This window comes from Vibrio genomosp. F6 (assembly GCF_005146325.1).
Classification (GTDB): Bacteria; Pseudomonadota; Gammaproteobacteria; order Enterobacterales; family Vibrionaceae; genus Vibrio; species Vibrio cortegadensis.
Genome location: NZ_SYUT01000042.1, coordinates 42,333 through 58,784, shown reverse-complemented (window position 1 = coordinate 58,784; position 16,452 = coordinate 42,333). Strand labels below are relative to the sequence as shown.

Here is a 16,452-nt window from a genome sequence, read left to right as displayed (position 1 = left end):
ATGACTGATGAACCATGGCCGCGCTAAGGATGCTTCTTGCTTCGGTATTTTGAGATATTGCTAATTCAGTTGTTTGGTTACTCGGCTAACGCCATGGCTAATAAACTAATAGGGTGAATCGTTTCGAGTTGAGTATTTTCTTCTATCTGCCATTTACAGGTTTCGCAGTCAGTGATCGCATAGTCCGCTTCTGATGATTTGATTTTCTCAAACAAATGAGAGCCAATCTTCATTGAAGTGTCGTAGTTTTCCTCTTTGAATCCATAAGTTCCGGCTAGCCCACAACATTCGCTATCAAGAATAATAACTTCTAATCCTGGAATCATTTTGAGCAGTTCAATGGTAAAAATTACGCCACCGCTGCGCTCTAAGTGACATGGAGTATGGTAGACAATACGTTTATTTATGGGCTTCATTTTTGGCGCGTTACCACTCATGAACTCTTTCAGAAGGAAGCGTGTGACGTACTGGATTTTTTGTGCAACCTTACTGTTGTCTACACCAAGCACATGCGGGTACTCGGTTTGGAGTGTAAAAGAGCAAGTTGAAGACGTAGAGAGGATTTCAGTTTGGTAGGTCTCAACCACTTTTTCCATATTCTCAACATTGAGTAGCGCATTTTTTCGCGCTTTATCATGAAAACCGTTGGCAATCAGAGGTACGCCGCAACATTTCTCTTTATCAAGCAGTCGTACACCAATGCTCATCGCGTTCATGACTTTAATGAAATCTTTTCCAAGCTGAGGATGGTTATAATTGACGAAACAGCCATGAAAGTAACTGACTTGTCTTGGGTAAAGCGGTTGGCTCGTACAGTTCTGCTTAAACCAACGACGGAACGTACCATGAGAATATTTCGGGAGCGATTTGTGATCGTGTACGCCAATGGTTTTGTGCATGACTTTCTTGACGATATTGATCGACGTTGCCGCATTAACAATAGGCGCGACAGGGGTCGCTATGGAGCCAAAAAGATCGGTATGGCTGAGCACAAAATCTCTAACCGTTTTTGGGTTAAGTTTTCTTTTTTCGTATTTTCCTCTCGCAACCGCGATAATATCGCCAATTTTAACGCCAGACGGGCAGGCAGTCTCACAGCGTTTGCAGTTGGTGCAATACTTGAGTACATCGTCGTAATAATCTGCACTTTTAATTCGTAGGCGTTCGCCATCTGGACCGCACTGTTTTGGGCCTGGGAAATCAGGGTTTGCTTTCGCAACAGGGCAGTAAACCGTACATACTGTACATTTAATGCATTGATCGAAGCTGGTGTCTTTAGACGCGTTTTCTATGAAGGCTTGGCTCATAAACACACCTCATCTGTTGTTTGTTCGTTTTGTGGTGATGGCTGTTCTGATTTGTGCTGTGCAGGTTCATCAGTTTTAAAGCTGTTATCTGTTTTAGATCTATTATCTGTTACAGAGCTGTTATCTGTTATAGAACTATGGTCGTATGACTGAATGATCGCTTCACTGATGGAGTGGGCGGTACTGATCGCAACGCCACTGCCACTTCCTTCTACGACAGGATTGTAGTGAGCCAAAATGGCTCCTGCGCAGTAAACGTTATTCAGCGTTTTGCCTGCAATAGAAGGGCGGAAATGTTGATCGGTTTCAACACCAAAGCTCATGAATAAGTGGCGTTTATCGGTGAAGAAATCGTTTTCACGCCAAGTTTCACGAAGCCCTGCGTGGCAAACATCTAGGTTAAATACGGGCTCGCTTATCTCTTGATGGCCAGCGATTAAACCTTTGCTGAAGAAACTGCCAGAAGCAAGAATGTAGTGTTCCGCTTTAAGAGGTAAATCAGACAGGTTTTTAGTGTTTAAAATGGACAACTCAGTACCATTCTCTGTCTCATTTATTTCTCCGCCAATCGCATAATCACCTTTTAAAAGAGTGCCGCCTAAACGGATGAAAGCTTGGCTCATTGTTTCTTCGACGCGAATCCCTAGTAGTGATGGCGGCATGGTGGGAACTTCATGGAAATTGAGTCCTGTTCTGGCTTTGAGTTTCGTCATCAAGGCCAAACCGTCACCGTTACCCAAAATGGCAGGTAATACAACTAAGTCATCTTGACTTGCGTGAGTCATCAGTTGATCGGCAAACGCATTGAATTCACTTTCATCTTTCAACACTCTAGACAGGTCGATAGAGCGAAGTTCATGCGGGTTACGCTCCATGGTTTTGAATGCGTTGATAGAGACATTCAAGCTAGAGACTTCGATCCCTTTGAACATCGGATCTTTTGCTAAATTGTCGACGGCAATCTGTGGTTGAAAATCGCGGAAGCCTTCAATGGAGACCATCATTATCTTTTTGAATGCAAGGCTCGACGCTTGTGTCGTCACTTGGTGTACAAAAGGTTGCGACATCCACGTTGCTTTCAATGTTCCCATAGGGGTAATGCGAAAATGATTTTCACCATTGGCTTGTTGATGCAAAGGTAAACCAAGTTGCGTTAACTTGTGTTGGTACCAATTGAGTGCATTCTCAACCTTCGCTGCACCTAACTTCGCGTAAGGATGAAGCGGAAAGTTCTGTGGAAATTGCCTAATTGCATTTAATGGGAATTGAACGGCTTGGTGATCGGGGGTTTGACCAAGCAGATCAATGGAGCCTGATGAAAAATGCATGGCACTTTGACCTTGGCTAACCAGTACTGTTTTCAGGCCAGCTTCTAAACAACGTAATCCAGCCGTATAGCCTGCAACGCCACCGCCAATAATCGCCACATCAAATTGAATCATACATTTCTCCTAATTTATTTAGGCTGATCTCGTCTTGATTAACCTCGGTGTTCTTATTTTCTTCTGTTTGTGGTTGAACCGCTGGTGGAATATCGCCAGTGCCAAACAAGCCTTCATAAATCCAGTAGCTGAATTCCGCTTCTCTAAGGGCATCGCCCCAAAAAATCGGTTTGATCCCTTTCCATCTCTCTTCTAAAAAGTGTTTCAGCAGTTGGCTAGATTCAGTACCCGATGCATTGCCGTATTCTTCAAATAGGCTTGCGGCACGATAGGTACATAGTTCACCTTGGCATGGGCCCATCCCTAGACGGGTTCTGCGCCTTAGATCTACAAGATTGTGAACATCAAGGTTTTTAATCGCGTATTCAATTTCGCCAGCGGTGACCATTTCGCATTCACAAATGACGGCTTGGCTTTTTTTATCATCCGATAAGAAAGCTTCTGCGCGCTCTCCGTGACGATAAATTGCCGATTCATATACAGGTTTAGCCAGACTTGCCGTGTGTTTCTTCTGTTTTGGCGTTTCATTTGAGCCTGGAAGAGGGCGCAGGTGAGTAGTACAAGGCGCAGAGTTATCCAGTTTATGAGCAATCAGATCAGTAGCGTGTTCTGCCATGAGTCGATAAGTCATCAACTTACCGCCGGTGATTGTTGTTAGGCCATTCAACCCATCGCGCTCGGCATGGTCTAGGAGAACGATACCTCGACTAATATTGCGACCACTTCCATCATCATCAACGGCCACAAGTGGACGAACACCAGCATAGGCTCTTAGCACGCGAGTGTTTGCCATGATTGGAGCCAGTTTTGCGCCTTCTTCTAATAGAATATCGACCTCTTTATTGGTGACATGGAGATCGTCGATTTGGTCATAGTCGATATGTTCAGATGTGGTGCCGATAAGTGAGATGGTATCGCCAGGCACTAAAATGTCGGCATCAGAAGGTTTACGGCAGCGGTTGATGACAAGATTGTTGATTCGGTAATCCAAGATCAAGAGTGACCCTTTTGCAGGGAACATTTTGATATTGAGTTCCGCATACTCGCAGATATTTTGTCCCCAGATCCCAGCAGCATTGATCACCTCACGTGCGATGATCTCAAATTGATGATTATTGCGCAGGTTGAGGCAGCGCACTCCTAGTACCGTATCGCCCTCACGAATCAGCGAAGTAACCGTTGTATGAGTGAACAATCGAGCACCATGTTCTTTGGCATCTAGAACATTAGACGCACATAAACGAAAAGGATCGAGCGTTCCATCAGGTACTTTGACTGCGCCAATTAGATCAGGGTTAACGTTAGGTTCAAGCGCGAGAGCCTGTTTGCGTGTCAGTTGTTCGGTCTCAATCCCTGCATGGTTACAAGAAGAGATGAACTGTGATTGAAAGGATAATTCATCTTCTGGGAGTGTAATAAAAAGACCACTTGTGTCTTCGACGCAATGTTTCGCAATTCGCTTAAGGTTCTGATTTTCTTGGATACACTCTCTAGCAGATTCAGGATCAGTAACCGTATAACGCGCACCTGAATGAAGCAGGCCGTGATTTCGACCTGTGGTTCCTGAGGCGATGTCATCTTTTTCCAAAAGGATGCATGGAATACCGCGTAAAGCACAATCTCGCATTATGCCGGTTCCTGTTGCACCCCCGCCAATAATGACGACATCAGTTTCAAAGCGTGTCGTAGTGGTCATATAAAGCCCTGCATCAAATAATTAACTTACGAATAGTGTGTCATTTTTGGAAGTTAATGTTCGAGAGTTGGCTCACAAATGTTCGTTTGAGCATTTTGTGGGGTGATTGAACGTGGCGTAAATGTAAAATAATTGAATGAATCTGGTAATTTTGATCGTGAATTTGATCTGATGCGTTTTAATGCGATCTATAAACACTTGTTTTGTATGTGGTTACTTGTTGGTTTATTTTATTTACACAATTGCAAATAGGGCTGTAGGCTATGCAAACATTAGCTTTGTTGGTTTCTATAAATTTCAATATGGAAAACTGAGTGCATAAATTATAATTTGAAAAATGCTCTTTATGGAGTTAAAACTCTAATATAAAGAATGCGTCATTTAACAAAAATAAGTCATATTTGTTAAAATTTTGTGCTCGAATGCTCATTTTTGTTGGTTGCTTATGTTCGTGTTCGTTTTTATGTGCACAATGTTCTCCGTGCACTGGGCGCACATTTACTATAAAACGGACAAGGACATTTATCATGACACAAAACAAACAACACACTCTCTTAGGAGAGTGCATAGCCGAGTTTATCGGCACCGGATTGTTAATCTTTTTTGGTGTGGGTTGCGTGGCAGCGCTAGTACTGACAGGGGCTGAATTCGGTCAATGGGAAGTCAGCATCGTTTGGGGTTTTGGTGTTGCAATTGCTATCTACTGTACCGCAGGTGTATCAGGTGCACATATCAATCCGGCAGTGACCATTGCACTGGCGGCCTTCCATGGTTTCGACAAATCTAAAGTGGTTCCATATATCATGGCACAAATGGCAGGCGCATTTTGTTCTGCTGCGTTGGTCTATAGCTTATACAGCAACTTATTTGTTGATTACGAAATTGCGCACAACTTTGCTCGTAGTAGCGAAGAAGCGTTAGCAACAGCCGGAATATTCTCTACTTATCCAAATGCCTCCCTCTCTTTCTTTGGCGCTTTTGCAGTTGAATTCGTAATTACCGCCGTATTAATGTTCGCAATTTTGGCTCTAGGTGACGAAAATAATGGCGCATCGCGTGGTGCAATGAATCCTCTATTAATTGGTGTGTTGATTGCTGTGATTGGTGGCTCTTTAGGTCCACTGACAGGTTTTGCAATGAACCCTGCTCGTGACTTTGGTCCAAAACTATTCGCTTTCTTTGCTGGATGGGATCATGCGCTAACGGGTGCGAAAGATATTCCTTACTTTATTGTTCCAATTCTTGCTCCGATTGCGGGTGCATGTTTTGGTGGTTGGCTATATCCAAAAGCGATTGGCGCGTATCTACCAGTAACTGGCCAAGGTTGTACCATTCCAAATCAGTGCGATACGGAAGAACAAGCAGAAGAAGCACGAGTTTAATTTAAGATTGTTTTGTGATTTACGTAAAGTGAGTGTCCATAAACTTGTCTTTCGTGAAACAAATCGTCTCCCTACATATAATAATGAATAGAAGAAACAAAAAGGAAATTACCATGACTGAGCAAAAGTATATTGTAGCCCTAGACCAAGGCACTACTAGCTCTCGCGCTGTTATTCTGGATCACGATGCCAATATTGTGAGTGTCTCTCAGCGTGAATTCACCCAAATTTATCCTCAAGCGGGTTGGGTAGAACATGATCCTCTAGAAATCTATGCTACGCAAAGTTCGACCCTAGTTGAAGTGTTAGGCAAGTCCGGTATTCGCAGTGATGAAGTGGCCGCGATTGGTATTACGAACCAACGTGAAACCACCATTGTTTGGAACAAAGAAACAGGCAAGCCAGTTTATAACGCGATTGTTTGGCAATGTCGTCGTACCGCGTCCATTTGTGAAGAGTTGAAATCTCGCGGGTTAGAAGAGTATGTCCGCGAAAACACGGGGTTAGTTTTAGACCCGTACTTCTCTGGTACAAAAGTAAAATGGATTCTAGATAATGTTGAAGGTGCGCGTGAAGATGCAGAAGCGGGCAAGTTGTTATTTGGTACGGTCGATACTTGGTTAGTTTGGAAAATGACACAAGGACGCGTGCATGTAACTGATTACACCAATGCTTCTCGTACTATGCTGTTCAACATCAATGACCTTTGCTGGGATGAAAAACTTCTGAAAGAGATGAATATCCCTCTTTCTATGATGCCTGAAGTGAAGCGTTCTTCTGAAGTGTATGGCAAAACGAACATTGGTGGTAAAGGCGGGACTCGTATCCCAATTGCGGGTATCGCGGGTGACCAACAAGCGGCATTGTACGGTCAAATGTGTGTTGAAGCAGGACAAGCGAAAAACACTTATGGCACAGGCTGTTTCTTGTTGATGAATACCGGGCAAGAAAAAGTAACGTCTAAAAATGGTCTGCTTACCACTTTAGCTTGTGGCCCTAAAGGTGAGCCTGCATACGCACTTGAAGGTGCCGTGTTCATGGGTGGCGCTTCAATTCAGTGGCTACGAGATGAAATGAAGTTACTAGCGGACGCAAAAGATTCTGAATATTTTGCAACAAAAGTAGACTCATCAAATGGTGTTTATGTGGTGCCTGCATTTACTGGTCTAGGCGCACCGTATTGGGATGCTTATGCACGTGGCACTATCGTTGGTTTAACTCGTGGTGCGAACTCTAACCATATTATTCGTGCAACATTGGAAGGGATTGCTTACCAAACTCGCGATGTTTTGGATGCAATGCAAGCTGATTCCGGCATTAAACTTTCAGCGCTTCGCGTTGATGGCGGTGCCGTGGCAAATAACTTCTTAATGCAGTTCCAATCTGATGTGCTGGATACTGAAGTTCATCGCCCTGAAGTCACCGAAGTGACAGCGCTTGGTGCGGCTTACCTTGCTGGCTTAGCGGTAGGTTTCTGGGATAGTGTGGATGAACTGAGTGATAAGGCCGTTCTTGATCGCAGCTTTACGCCTCATGAAGACGAAGAGAAGCGTGCTCGTCGTTATAAAGGTTGGAAACGAGCGGTGCGTTGTGCTCAAACATGGGCTGAAATGCACGACGAAGATTAAAAGTTGATGCGCTAATTTAAGTGCAAAGTAACTCACTCTAAGCTAAAACCGTATTGTCTATGATCCGATAGATGATGCGGTTTTTTTGTTTGAGAATTTGAACGCTGAAACCCGAAAGTAAAGAATGCCTTAATATTCGTTCTAAAGAGAAAAGGCTAGAAATGACGGTGCATGTCTAGCCTTGTGATCTTGACGTTACTAATATTTGGGCTGTTTGGACAATAATCCGATTATGCCCCTATCACGACACCCAAGCTAAGTAGGGCCATGATCATGATAGTTAGCACGCCAATCAGTGGGCCGATGAACTTAAGCCATGAAGAGTAGCCAATTCGACCAATGGCTAAACCACCCATTACCACACCTGATGTTGGCGTAACAAGATTTGGTAAACCTGAAGCTGATTGGAATGCCGTAACAACAAGCTCACGACCAACGCCAGCAAAATCGGCTAATGGTGCCAGTACAGGCATAGAGAGTACGGCTAAGCCTGATGAAGAAGGTACGACTAAACATAACACCGCTTCAACCCAGTAGATGGCATTGATGAAAGTGATCTGCGGTAGGCCAGCCAATAATCCTTCTGCATAATTAAGAATGGTGTGAGTGATATTACCGTTATCCATGACGACCACTAACCCGCGAGCGATAGCGATAATTAATGCGACACCGAGCAAATCACGGGCACCATCCACAAAGCTATTGGTGATATCGGCTTCTGGCATTCGAGCAATTAAACCGACAACAATACTAGAACCAATGAATAGAGCGGATAATTCTGCCATCCACCAACCTGCAATAGATACGCCCCACATCATTACGGCGAAGGTTAATGCAAAAATGGCTAAAACAATCTTTCTAGTGGCGTTCAGCTCAGGCACAGCTTGAGTTTTACCGTGCAAGAAGTGCTTTTCATTCGCTTCTTTTTGGCTTGCTACAATAGAGAGTGAAGGGTCGCGTTTGACTTTCTCGGCATAACGCATCACGTAAATGACGCAAACAAGCCAGCCTAACACTAGAATCGCTAGTCTTAGCCCAATACCATCCATAAAGTTGACTTCAGCAGCGTTAGACGCGATCACTGTTGCGAAAGGGTTGATGGTTGAGCCTAAACAACCTATGCCTGCACCGACCATGATAATGGCGACACCAACAATACTGTCATAACCCGCGGCGATCATAACGGGGATAAGCAGGGCGTAGAACGGAATTGTCTCTTCTGCCATACCATAAACGGTGCCACCAAGAGCGAATAGACCCATTAAAATTGGGATCATCCACTTCTCTTTGCCACCTAATTTGCTCATTGTTCCTGCTATACCAGCATCAATGGCCCCCGTATTGGTCACAACCGCTAAGTACCCGCCAATCACCAGAACAAATAGAGCCACATCTACAGCGCGAGCGACGTAATCATTCGGATCGTAGAACCCTTGAATGGGCGCCATGAGTATGTCGACGATCCCTTGTGGGTTCGCTTCTACAGTATGGTAGGAGCCCACAAGGGGCACCATTCTACCTAGCGCTTCATTGGTCTCCATTTGGTATTGACCCGCAGGGATCAACCAAGTAAGGGCGGCCATGACGACGGTGAGTAGCATCAAGATGGTATAGGCCGATGGAAACTTCATTGTCTTCATTTGAAAATCCTCTTCGTATTTTTATTATTACGCGACAAAGTTCATGATCTCGGTGACAGACATGCCAGCAAGCCCCATCTTTTCCAGAGTTCGTCCATCCTGAAAATAGTTGGTGTCGTTATACGCGTTATCGATGTGTAGGCAAGCATTCACCAGTGGGGTTGGGATGCCCGTTAACTTTCCTAATTCGAAACAGGGGACGAGTAAGTAAGCGGCATCTTCGGTGATGTAGCGATTACTCGCAGAATTTGGCGCACTGTTAAGTTTGCCGTGGGTTTCGGAAGTGCGATTAATTTCGTAAACCGTTTCACATTGCATCGCATACAATTCGTTCATTGCATCAAGCTCAGGTTTAAGATTGAGATTCAGTGCTTTACCTACCGCTTGGCGCTCTTTTTCCATTACTGCTGCCGCTTTTGCCGTAGAGACAGAGCAACAATCTTTGTAATAATTAAATTGGCCATCAAAGTTTTCGAGCAGACCCATATTGAGGGTGGTAAGCAGTGGATGCCCGCCGAAGTTGATGTTTTCTAATCCTGCGCTAATCACATTCGGAAGCGGAGTCAGAGGAAGCGGCATCACTTTCTGCATTCGCTCAATGGCAGCCTCGGTTTTATTTGCCGGAAATGCCGCCACCGGAAGAAACTCTTTCATGCCTAAAATAGCCAATTGAGCCGGGCCTACAATACGGGTTGCCCAAGGTATAGAGATGGCATCGACAAAGGTAATATCGAGGTCTTTATAACCATGAGATTCTTTAATTTGATTAAGCACCAGTGAGCCATAGTTACCAGGCATCAGCATGATGGTTTGTCCGTCACGTAGATGAGGCAGCATAGCGATGAACAGCGGCTCTTGAGCAAACGATGGAACCGGTAGAATCAACAAATCAGAATAGTCGATGGCATCCTTCAGCTCTCTTGTGATCTGATCGATCGCTTGGAAACCTGAAAAATCGAGAGGTACAGCATTAAATTCGGCGAGGGCTTCGATGCCGCCACGCTGCTCAATATCGGTTAAAGGTTGATCAAAACCTTGAGCGCCATATAGACACACTTTGGCGCCATTAAGAGAAAAATGATAAGCAGCAGTGAGGCCAGCGTTACCGGAACCGATGATGGATACATGAGAAGTCATGTTCATTCCTTTATGTGATTAAGTTGATAAACACCATAAAAAGGAACGACTGGAATGAACATTGCCGAAGGCTGAGGTCAGTATGCAAAAAAAGTATACTGACCGAAGGGTTAAATTTAAGTTGTTGATTTATATTTAAAATAATAGAAGTATAGACATTATTCTTTGAGTGCCATTATGTGACTTATCCAGTTAGCCATCCATTAAGTCACGGGTGGGACCTATTTTTAGGTAGATATTCATTGAGTCCGCAAGCAGTAAGAATTCTTCGATGAAGCGTTCCGCATGGCGATGAATCGGCTTTAAAGCGGGATAAAGGATGTCGAATTCGAAGGGTAGGCTAAATGTGAGAGGGCGCATGACGACATCGGGATGCTCGCTTGCCATATGAGCGGTGAGCGGATCGGTGATGGTTATGCCAACACCTTCTCGAACTAAAGCTGCCGCGGTAGAAGCTAAAGAGACTTCGACTTGTTCAATAATCGTGAGGTCATTGCGGCGTAATAGCGTGTCTATTTGTCTTTGAATGTGATCTTTTTCGTAACGGATGAGCACTTGATCAGCAATGTCTCGAATTTCGATATAGCTCTTCTCTGCCAGTGGTGACTCTGCAGGAAGCAAGCAGACACATTCACAAGAGACACGCTGCGCAGTGATACCAGCTAATGGTTTATCAATGAAAGCGAAACCAATATCTGTGGTTTGGCTCTGAACATGGCGCAGAACATCTTCAGAACGATAAGTTTTGAATCCGACTTTAACCTGTTGGTTCTGCTTTAGAAATGTGGCTAAAATCCGAGGAAGAAAAGCATTGGAAAGCAAAGGCATCGCTGCGATGTGTAACGAACCAAAATGTCGATTGCGGATGGATTGTGCTGCATTATCTAAACCATTCATGGCTTCAAATACTTTGGATACTTCTAAGTAGAAAGCGGCGCCTTCATCGCTGAGCGTAAGGCTGTTACGTTTCCGACTAAATAGGACAAACCCAAGACGAGATTCAAGAGAAGAGAGTAGGCGACTTACCGCAGGTTGACTTAAGTTGAGGCGTTCAGCTGCCGCTGTGATCGTTTTGCATTCGACAATGGCTTGAAAAGCGTTGAGTTGAGAAAGTTTCATACACGTCGATCTTGAGGAAAAAAGTCACATTAGCAATTTAGTTATTAAAAGTCTTTGATAACTAAAGCAGTTTGAAATGAAAAATCATAGATAGCCACTTTGAATTAATGTCGCGTTTTTTTAATACAAAAAAGCCCTAACAACATGATTGTTTGGGCTTTTTAAAAATTCGGGTCTAAAAAACTAGGTCTTTAAAAGCTTGATCTTTAAAAACTAGGTCTTTAAAAACTAGGTCTTTAAAAGCTTAAGCGTTATCAGTTGCTAGTGTTTTTTTTTCTTGCTGCATTTTCATTAAGAAATATACGTTAACGCAAGCGATGAAGCCATTTGTTAGTACAACAGGGAATGAGTCAATCATTAGGCCGTATGCTGTGAATAGACCACAACCAACGAAGTTAAGTACGCGTAGACGAACGATGTCTTTCATTGTTAGTGAAATAGCAACCATGATCGATGCTGCGTAACCTAGGATTTCAACCATATTAAATTCCATTGTTTTTCTCTCTTAATGTTTGCCGATGTTGTGTCGGTACCAATTCTTCTCTTCTTGAGATAAGTGAGGAAGCTCCGTGCCTCGATTGGACTGGTTATATTTAACTATGGCGAACTATAACAAGGGTAAATGTGTGATGAAAGCCCCAATTTTGGGTTAGGAGATAGTTAGCGATTACGCAAACGATTAATTTCTATTTACAAAAATATTATTACCATTTTTGTTGGTGGTTAGGCCATTTGTTTTCCTTTCTCTCCTATCTTTGCTTTGGTAAAATGCCGCGCTTCATACTGTCATGGCGTGTTAATGCCCAAGACGAACGTATTATTCTGAATGAGAACTTCAATGAAAGAGACTCAAGTTACAATTGGGTTGAGCAACCCTAAAAGCCCATCCAATGTTGGGGCAGTAATGCGTGCCGCTGGGTGCTATCAAGTTGATAATGTGCTGTATACAGGCCAACGCTATGCCAAAGCGGCAAAATTCCAAACGGATACCAAAAGTGTCGCGCGTAAAATACCACTCACCGGTGTGGAATCGTTGCTTGATGATCTTGCTGAAGATGTCAAAGTGGTGTGCGTAGAGCTGGCAGAAGGTGCGGTTTCTCTGCCTGAGTTCCAGCATCCAGAGAAAGCGATCTACATATTTGGCCCAGAAGATGGTTCAATCACGCAAGATGTAGCGGATCGCGCAGATCACGTTGTTTATGTCCCAACGGTCGGTTGCATGAACCTCGCGGCAACCGTCAATGTTCTTCTTTATGATCGCCTAGCAAAGTCGGTCAACATAGAGAAAGGGGATGAGTTAATCCGTAAAAGTCGTGATAACCGTAATCATCTTCAAGTGAAACAAAAAACCGAAGCACAAATAGAAGCCTAAACGTTCAATACTGGATTAAGAAGTTTTTTTGTTAGTGAATAAAATTAAGTCGTTCTATTTATTGATAAATTGATGGGGCGGCTTTTTTGTTGGCCAAAGTAAATCATGCGTTTGAACGTATTAAAACAAACCACTAGACGACTGGTCTATTTTGAAATAAGATAATCCCATGAACATACAAACTAAAGATACACGTCAGCACATTATTGATACCGGTTACGAGTTAATCGTAGCGAAAGGTTTTTCAAATGTGGGGCTGTCTCAGCTTTTGAAACATGCTGAGGTACCAAAAGGTTCGTTTTACCATTATTTCAAATCAAAAGAACAATTTGGTGAAGCGTTGATCGCCGACTATTTTTCACTCTATGCAGCACGACTTGATGAGCTTTTTGAAAGCAATGAAGGGCAAGCGTATGATCGGTTGATCAGTTACTGGCAACGCTGGATTGATATCAGTGAAGGGAAGTGTGGTGCTCAGAAATGCTTAGTTGTTAAGCTAAGTGCAGAAGTCTCCGATCTTTCTGATTCCATGCGTGTAGCATTGTTGACGGGTGCTAATCGTATCATTCAGCGTATCGCAGACTGCATTGAACAAGGTAATGCCGATGGCTCAATGAACGTTGAGGATAGCCAGAAGAGTGCAGAGTTACTGTATAATTTGTGGATCGGAACTAGCCTGATGAGCAAACTCTCTCATTCCCTGACAGGATTTGAGCAAGTGATGACGATGACGCAAAATGTGCTCACTGGAAAAATAAAGCTGTAGATATAGTTTGAACCGAAATAGACATACAAACTGCGTAACATGATAGAACCCCCGTCGATTTGATGACGGGGATTTTTTTGAATAACAACTAGACGACTGGTCTAATTGAGCGGTCGATATCAATTCTAAGTGGACTTAGGTTCAGGAAGCCAAATTTGGCAAAGAACCTAACAAAAAATAAAAATAGGACGTTACCCTTATGACTACGCCAAATAAAGACAACACACGTATTGTTTTAGCTTCTCGACCTGTAGGCGCTCCAACACAAAACGATTTCCGCCTTGAAACTGTGGTTAAACCAATCCCACAAGAGGGTGAAATGCTGCTGCGAAGTGTTTACTTGTCACTCGACCCATACATGCGTGGAAGAATGAGTGCAGCAAAATCTTATGCTGATCCTGTTGAATTGGATGACGTCATGGTTGGCGCGACGGTTTGTCAGGTAGAAGAGTCAAACAACGCTAATTTTCAAGTGGGTGAGTGGGTTTTGGCATACACTGGCTGGCAAGATTATGGCGTATCAAATGGTGAAGGTCTGATTAAGTTAGGTCTGAATCCGACCAATCCGTCTTATGCATTGGGTATTATGGGGATGCCGGGATTCACAGCTTACATGGGGCTGTTGGATATTGGTCAACCAAAACAGGGTGACACTCTTGTGGTTGCCGCTGCGACTGGTGCGGTGGGAGCAACGGTTGGTCAAATTGGTAAGCTAAAAGGGTGTAAAGTTGTTGGTGTTGCAGGTGGTGAAGAGAAATGCAGCTACGCAAAAGAAGTGCTAGGTTTTGATGAATGTATCGACCATAAAGCGGACGACTTTGCGGAGCAACTGGCTGCCGCTTGTGATAAAGGCATTGATGTCTACTTTGAAAATGTGGGTGGTAAAGTTTTCGATGCGGTTCTTCCACTGCTTAACACTGGCGCGCGAGTTCCGGTTTGTGGCCTGATTTCACAATACAACGCAACCTCATTGCCAGAGGGCCCAGATCGTATGTCTATGCTTATGGGAACATTGTTGGTTAAGCGTATCAGAATGCAAGGTTTCATTATTTTTGATGATTACGCACATCGCTATGATGAATTCGCACAGGATATGATGAAATGGTTGATGGATGGAAAAATCCAGTACCGTGAACATTTAGTTGAAGGTTTAGAAAACGCGCCAGAAGCTTTTATGGGCCTACTTGAAGGTAAGAACTTTGGCAAACTTGTTGTAAAAACAAACGAAGCATTTTAATAAAAAGGATTGATAGATGATTAAATTACACCACCTGAACAAGTCACGCTCAAAACGCATCCTTTGGTTATTAGAAGAGCTAGGTGTTGACTACCAAGTTGTACCTTATCAACGAGATGCGGTCACTTTTCTTGCGCCACCTGAGTTGAAGGTTGTTCATCCACTAGGAAAATCACCTGTCATTGAAGATAACGGTATGGTGATCACTGAGTCAGGTGCAATCACTGAATATCTCATCGAGACTTATGGCGAAGGTAAATTTGCTCCACAACGTGGTACTCAAGCGTATATCGATTACTCACAGTGGCTCCATTTTGCAGAAAGTTCAGCGATCCTTCCTCTGCTACTTAAGTTGTTTGTAGAGAAAGATGGTTGTGAAACAAACTTCCTTTCTGGTTACGCTGATGTAGAGATTGCGAAAGTGATCGGTTATTTCGAGCAACGTCTTGAGGGTAAAACATACTTAGTCGGTGATTCACTGACAGGCGCGGATATGATGATGTCATTTATTGTGGAAGCGCTTCAAGGGCGCAATGCATTAGGTCTTTATCCAAACATTGCTAAGTATGCAGATCTTCTTGCCAGTCATCCTGCCTATAATAAAGCCGATGAAATTGAGATTAAGTACTCATAACATTCATCTAAAATAATAAATTGAGAGCATTTCTTACCCTTTGGTGAGAAGTGCTCTTTTTATATCTGCGGTTAAATTTTAGCCTGTTATGAGAAAGGTTGAGCGTAAATAGAACTCAAATGTCGCTAAAAATTAAGCTTTTAAAGCTAAACAAAAAATAATTTTGGAGTTGAGGGTGCGCTTACTTGTAAATACATGGTTTAAAACGCTGTTTTGGCCCCTTAAAATCCAGATTTAGAGCTTTTTAACTTGCTGTTTTTACAGTGATTTAATTGGTGGTTTTTTGCTGCTTCCGGATGGTAGTCTTTGTGCATTCGTTAAAGGGAACCTGAAATGCTAGAAACCAATAAAACATTTGTTAAACACGACTTTTCACATCAGGATTTACGAGATGCTCAATTTGAAGGGTGTAATTTTTATGACTGTAATTTTTCCCGTTCAGATTTAAGAGACGCACAATTTATTGATTGCAGGTTTATCGAGCAAGGTGCCGTGGATGGTTGTCGTTTTGATTATGCCGATCTGCGTGATGCCAGTTTTAAACAGTGTCAGTTAGCGATGGGCTATTTTGTTGGGGCAAACTGCTTCGGAATTGAACTAAGAGGGTGCGATCTGAAAGGGGCAAACTTCTTGAAAGCTAGCTTTGTGAATCGCGTAAGCCATCAAGTCTATTTTTGTTCGGCTTATATTACGGGCTGTAATTTATCGTATGTTAATTTTGAACAGCAGTGTCTTGAAAAATGTGATCTATTTGAGAATCGTTGGACAGGGGCAAATCTACAAGGGGCCTCTTTTAAAGGATCAGATTTAAGCCGAAGTGAGTTTTCCGAAGAGTGCTGGGGGCAATTTTCAATGCAGAATTGCGATTTGACCCACACAGAGCTGTACGGGTTGAACATAAGAAGGGTCGATTTAAGTGGTGTTAAAATCTGCGACTGGCAACAAGAACAGTTGCTAGAGCCTCTTGGTGTTGTCGTTTTACCCAGCTAGAAAGATGAAATATAGAATAAATGTCGAGATGATGCCCTTTTGTGATCTGAGAGGCTCTGAACGCGGATTAAGCTTATGGTAATATTATGGATGTGAGCTTAA

General features: G+C 43.3%; 14 protein-coding genes. 7 read left to right on the top strand and 7 right to left on the bottom strand.

Features of this window, described 5'->3' with window-relative positions:
• Positions 1-77: 77 nt before the first annotated feature.
• The 3 genes from glpC to glpA are packed head-to-tail and all read right to left on the bottom strand — an operon-like array spanning position 78 to position 4,445.
• Positions 78-1,307 (bottom strand): anaerobic glycerol-3-phosphate dehydrogenase subunit GlpC, encoded by a 1,230-nt coding sequence (gene glpC, locus FCV43_RS15750; RefSeq protein ID WP_136995720.1) that lies wholly within the window; start codon positions 1,305-1,307, stop codon positions 78-80.
• A complete protein-coding gene (gene glpB / locus FCV43_RS15745; protein ID WP_136995719.1) occupies positions 1,304-2,749 on the bottom strand; it encodes a glycerol-3-phosphate dehydrogenase subunit GlpB in 1,446 nt (481 codons plus the stop codon). The genes glpC and glpB overlap by 4 nt, the downstream gene beginning before the upstream one ends.
• Positions 2,736-4,445 carry an anaerobic glycerol-3-phosphate dehydrogenase subunit A gene (glpA, locus tag FCV43_RS15740; protein WP_136995718.1) on the bottom strand — a complete coding sequence of 570 codons (1,710 nt, stop codon included), beginning with the start codon at positions 4,443-4,445 and terminating at the stop codon, positions 2,736-2,738. Before glpA ends, glpB begins: the two co-directional genes overlap by 14 nt.
• A 527-nt stretch (positions 4,446-4,972) precedes the next feature.
• Between glpA and FCV43_RS15735 the strand changes: the two genes are divergently transcribed.
• Together FCV43_RS15735 and glpK are read left to right on the top strand one after the other, a co-directional pair.
• Entirely contained in the window at positions 4,973-5,827 is an 855-nt protein-coding gene (locus tag FCV43_RS15735) for an MIP/aquaporin family protein (RefSeq protein ID WP_136995717.1), read from the top strand.
• Positions 5,828-5,940: 113 nt separating this feature from the next.
• A complete protein-coding gene (gene glpK, locus FCV43_RS15730; protein ID WP_113797900.1) occupies positions 5,941-7,455 on the top strand; it encodes a glycerol kinase GlpK in 1,515 nt (504 codons plus the stop codon).
• A gap of 230 nt (positions 7,456-7,685) precedes the next feature.
• Here glpK and FCV43_RS15725 read toward each other — a convergent pair whose 3' ends face one another.
• The 4 genes from FCV43_RS15725 to FCV43_RS15710 form a co-directional block, all read right to left on the bottom strand.
• Complete coding sequence (locus FCV43_RS15725; protein WP_017051884.1) at positions 7,686-9,095, bottom strand: YfcC family protein; 1,410 nt, start codon at positions 9,093-9,095, stop codon at positions 7,686-7,688.
• A gap of 27 nt (positions 9,096-9,122) precedes the next feature.
• On the bottom strand, positions 9,123-10,232 hold the full coding sequence (locus FCV43_RS15720; RefSeq protein ID WP_136995716.1) for an NAD/NADP-dependent octopine/nopaline dehydrogenase family protein: 1,110 nt from the start codon (positions 10,230-10,232) through the stop codon (positions 9,123-9,125).
• A 192-nt stretch (positions 10,233-10,424) separates the two neighbouring features.
• On the bottom strand, positions 10,425-11,351 hold the full coding sequence (locus FCV43_RS15715) for a LysR family transcriptional regulator (protein ID WP_136995715.1): 927 nt from the start codon (positions 11,349-11,351) through the stop codon (positions 10,425-10,427).
• Positions 11,352-11,595: 244 nt separating this feature from the next.
• Positions 11,596-11,844: a YgjV family protein gene (locus tag FCV43_RS15710; RefSeq protein WP_029203287.1), complete on the bottom strand. Its 249-nt coding sequence runs from the start codon at positions 11,842-11,844 to the stop codon at positions 11,596-11,598.
• Between the two features lie 345 nt (positions 11,845-12,189).
• Between FCV43_RS15710 and FCV43_RS15705 the strand changes: the two genes are divergently transcribed.
• The 5 genes from FCV43_RS15705 (at position 12,190) to FCV43_RS15685 (ending at position 16,350) form a co-directional block, all read left to right on the top strand.
• Positions 12,190-12,723 (top strand): RNA methyltransferase, encoded by a 534-nt coding sequence (locus tag FCV43_RS15705; protein WP_017051880.1) that lies wholly within the window; start codon positions 12,190-12,192, stop codon positions 12,721-12,723.
• Positions 12,724-12,892: 169 nt separating this feature from the next.
• Positions 12,893-13,489 carry a TetR/AcrR family transcriptional regulator gene (locus FCV43_RS15700; RefSeq protein WP_017051879.1) on the top strand — a complete coding sequence of 199 codons (597 nt, stop codon included), beginning with the start codon at positions 12,893-12,895 and terminating at the stop codon, positions 13,487-13,489.
• Positions 13,490-13,688: 199 nt separating this feature from the next.
• Positions 13,689-14,726, top strand: coding sequence for an NADP-dependent oxidoreductase (locus tag FCV43_RS15695; protein ID WP_136995714.1), 1,038 nt, complete (start codon positions 13,689-13,691; stop codon positions 14,724-14,726).
• 16 nt (positions 14,727-14,742) lie between these two features.
• A complete protein-coding gene (locus FCV43_RS15690; protein WP_136995713.1) occupies positions 14,743-15,360 on the top strand; it encodes a glutathione S-transferase family protein in 618 nt (205 codons plus the stop codon).
• A gap of 333 nt (positions 15,361-15,693) precedes the next feature.
• Complete coding sequence (locus tag FCV43_RS15685) at positions 15,694-16,350, top strand: Qnr family pentapeptide repeat protein (protein ID WP_136995712.1); 657 nt, start codon at positions 15,694-15,696, stop codon at positions 16,348-16,350.
• Positions 16,351-16,452 lie beyond the last annotated feature (102 nt).